3 protein-coding genes are annotated in these 3,671 nt (G+C 54.7%); 1 reads left to right on the forward strand and 2 read right to left on the reverse strand.

Annotation, left to right across the window (positions count from 1 at the left end; all coding sequences use genetic code 11):
- The coding region (locus EQW76_RS29545; RefSeq protein ID WP_203452809.1) for a hypothetical protein at positions 1 to 188 on the reverse strand (188 nt) is incomplete at its 3' end.
- A gap of 615 nt (positions 189 to 803) precedes the next feature.
- Here EQW76_RS29545 and EQW76_RS28450 point away from each other — a divergent pair.
- The gene (locus tag EQW76_RS28450; RefSeq protein WP_143123515.1) at positions 804 to 2,129 is read left to right on the forward strand and encodes a UDP-glucose/GDP-mannose dehydrogenase family protein; all 1,326 of its coding nucleotides are present in this window, start codon (positions 804 to 806) and stop codon (positions 2,127 to 2,129) included.
- Between the two features lie 289 nt (positions 2,130 to 2,418).
- On the opposite strand, the gene EQW76_RS28455 is transcribed toward EQW76_RS28450, so the two are convergent.
- The gene (locus EQW76_RS28455) at positions 2,419 to 3,216 is read right to left on the reverse strand and encodes a GGDEF domain-containing protein (RefSeq protein WP_161991100.1); all 798 of its coding nucleotides are present in this window, start codon (positions 3,214 to 3,216) and stop codon (positions 2,419 to 2,421) included.
- Between the last annotated feature and the right edge of the window lie 455 nt (positions 3,217 to 3,671).

The following is a 3,671-nucleotide window of genomic DNA, read 5'->3' on the forward strand; positions in this document are numbered from 1 at the left end:
CCAAGGCCAGCGACCGGAAACACAGCCTTACGTACTTTCTTATGCAGTCCCACACTTACCTCCTGGGCGATCCGCCGCCCCTCGTTGATTGAAAGCGACCACATGGCTAAATTAAAAATGCTACGATTTGGCAAATAGAATCTGCGGCCTAGTAGCATGGTAAAGAGTTTTGGGACGCAGTTTGTCAAACTCAACTTTCCTGAAACAAGAAAAATAAAGTACCCGCCTGAACTGGCACACTTGCGGCACAGAGCTAGCAAGTCGTCTCGGCACCTATCCGGCAATCGTCTTTAGCTTCCTATTCTATTGCACTTGTGGGCAACCAAAGCCCGCTTGTATTGGCACCACGAAATATTATCGTTTTAGACTTATACATCACCGCGCTCAAACCGGATTTTTGGATTTGCCAAGCCACAAACGCCCGGAATAGGCTACCAGCGATAGAAATCCCACGAATAACCGTGCAATGGAGGAACGTGTGGAGGTGCAAAGCCCCACCTCTAGCCGGCCTCGCATCCGATCTGCTCACGTCGGCATCTACCACACTGACGAACGGGCCCTATTCGCGAAACATGGCCCATGCATCACCCTCCTTCGCCGCTCGAAGCGTGGAAATGTAGGTGCCGCAGTTACCGTAGTTTTTAATGTTGACTGGCAGGGTACGACCTTCAGTCACACTGGTTATCGTTCGCAGCTTACAATAGTAGGTCACAAATCAAGATTTCGCTTGCGTTGCATTGCAGCGAAATCACCAATAATAAAATCCAGTGTCGCGTTGACGTTGTCTGAAAAGAGGAAAATCGATGCGTATCACGATGATCGGGTCTGGTTATGTGGGTTTGGTGTCAGGCGTCTGCTTTGCAGATTTCGGCCATGACATCATCTGCGTCGACAAGGACGAGAAGAAGATTGCAGCCTTGCGGGCCGGCGAGATCCCGATCTTCGAGCCGGGGCTCGAAAGTCTCGTGGCGGAAAATGTGCGCTCGGGCCGCCTGTCGTTTTCGACGGAAGTGGCAGAAAGCGTCGCAGCCAGCGATGTCGTCTTCATCGCCGTCGGCACCCCCTCGCGCCGTGGCGATGGTCATGCCGACCTGTCCTACGTCTATGCAGCTGCCCGCGAAATCGCCACGCACGTCAAGGGCTTCACCGTCATCGTCACCAAATCGACTGTTCCTGTCGGCACCGGCGATGAAGTGGAGCGGATCATGCGCGACACCAACCCGGACGCAGACATCGCCGTCGTGTCCAACCCCGAATTCCTGCGCGAAGGCGCCGCCATCGAGGACTTCAAGCGGCCGGACCGCATCGTCATCGGCCTCGACGACGATCGTGCCCGGGCCGTGATGACCGAAGTCTACCGGCCGCTCTACCTCAACCAGGCGCCGCTGCTGTTCACCTCGCGCCGCACGTCGGAACTGATCAAGTACGCCGCAAACGCCTTTCTCGCCATGAAGATTACCTTCATCAACGAGATGGCCGATCTCTGCGAGAAAGTCGGCGCCAATGTCCAGGAAGTCTCCCGCGGCATCGGGCTCGATGGCCGTATCGGCGCCAAATTCCTGCATGCGGGCCCGGGCTATGGCGGCTCCTGCTTTCCGAAGGACACGCTGGCTCTGGCAAAGACCGCCCAGGATCACAACAGCCCGGTGCGCCTCATCGAAACGACCATCTCGATCAACGATAACCGCAAGCGGGCCATGGGTCGCAAGGTGATCGCGGCAGTTGGCGGCGACGTTCGCGGCAAGAGCGTCGCGGTCCTCGGTCTGACCTTCAAGCCGAACACCGACGACATGCGCGACAGCCCTGCGATCTCGATCATCCAGACCTTGCAGGATGCCGGCGCCAAGGTGGTCGGTTACGATCCCGAGGGCATGGACAACGCACGCGGCCTGATCGAGGGCATGACGTTCGCAGCCGATGCGTACACGGCCGCCGAGGGCGCAGACGCTCTCGTCATCGTCACCGAATGGAACCAGTTCCGCGCACTCGATTTTGCGCGCCTGAAGCGGGTCATGGCCGCACCTGTCCTCGTCGACCTCAGGAATATCTACCGACGCGACGAAATCACAAAGCACGGCTTCGAATATTCGAGCATCGGACGGCCGAATCAGACCAACGATCAGCACTGATCGTCGTCAGCAATCAAAAAAAGGCGCATAGCTTGGCGCTATGCCTTTGTGGCGTCGGTTAGCTTCCCATGATGCCGGTGTCGGCGCTGGCGTCTTGAGATGTGCTGTCCGTTTGCACCGCCGAGATCCAGGTATATCGGCATTCAAGGGCTAACCTTGTTTCGTCAGAGGAAGAAGTGTGTTCATGGAACACAGCCTTCCTCAGTCTCGGGCCTGGTTTCCTGACCGCCTCCCGCGACGCGCTTTGTAAACTCTAGAAGACGATTGGACCGATGCCAGACCAGATTCATTATCCCAACGATGCTGCAAGACGCCCGCTGTGGATGACACAATTACGGCCCGATGATTTTGCCAGATACAGCGCTTGGTCGCAGGCGCTGAAGAGCATCTCGAAGGAACCATAGTCCTCCTGATCCGCGACACCCCCAGAAACCGTGACTGCGACGCGTCCAGATCCCGACATAACGCCGCGCGCAGCGACCATCTCGCCGAACCGTTTCGCTAGCGCCAACCGTTCAGATGGCGTTAGCTTGCAGATCAGTACCGCGAACTCTTCTCCGCCGATGCGCGCTACCGGGTGATCAGCGCCAAAAAACTCCGCGAGTTGATTGGAGACGGCGATAATTGCTTGATCGCCGAAGGCATGCCCATGCTGGTCATTGATAGCTTTGAATTTATCGATATCGAAGAGAACTAGCGATGAGCTGCGCGGCGCCAGCGAAACTTCGTCGAGAAAAGCTCTCCGGTTCAACAAGCCGGACAACATATCGGTGCGGCTCAATCTTTCGAAAGTCGCTCTTGAGATGGTCAGATGATGGATTGCCAATCCGACGACATAGACAACAGGAAACGTGATGCCAGAGGCGACGATTGTTGATATTATGAACCCAACCGTAGCAGCTGGCACTACATCGTAGGGAAGAAGCCCAAGAGCATTTAACGAAAAATGTGCGACCAAGTTCAATAGATCGGCAGTAATAGTAACGGCTGCCGTCATACGAACGGCAAATAACCATACCTGCTCACGGCTTTCAAAGCGATCCGTCGCACACGCTCGCTCGATGTATCGTTCAATTGAAAATGCCATGTGCTTTAGACCCTGTGAAGTCGCTTTCAAAAACCTTGGGCTGACTTCAACCGCTGGAGATTTCATGATGTCAAATACGACGAATGAATAGAGGGCATACTCGTTGACTTTCCGTCAATATGCCCCTTCGCTTATTAAACAACGCCTAAATTGCGATGACGTCCATTCGGCTGGTGTCATTTTGGGGCAGACCAGCTTCACGATGAGGCACCATTCTGTGTACCTTGATGTATCAGTTCCCACGAGATCGTCGGCAAGTTAATCTAAGCCATGCCCTTTACCTCTATAAATCGACGCTACGACATGGGCTGCGTACCTGCGTCGCTTTCCAGCAGCTTTCCTATTGGTAGCAATAGATTGCCTTGAACTGTGGGAATAGTAGGAGAGTTTACCTTTTCGGCTAGCATTACAGTTGCGTATTTTTACAAGTTCTGAATCTATAGGCCTCCATGATT

The organism is Rhizobium sp. rho-13.1, assembly GCF_007000305.1.
Lineage (GTDB): Bacteria > Pseudomonadota > Alphaproteobacteria > Rhizobiales > Rhizobiaceae > Rhizobium > Rhizobium rhododendri.

Excerpts from the sequence above, each read along its gene's own strand:
- EQW76_RS28450 (WP_143123515.1), top strand. The coding sequence starts at position 804 with ATGCGTATCACGATGATCGGGTCTGGTTATGTGGGTTTGGTGTCAGGC.
- EQW76_RS28455 (WP_161991100.1), bottom strand. The coding sequence starts at position 3,216 with ATGGCATTTTCAATTGAACGATACATCGAGCGAGCGTGTGCGACGGAT.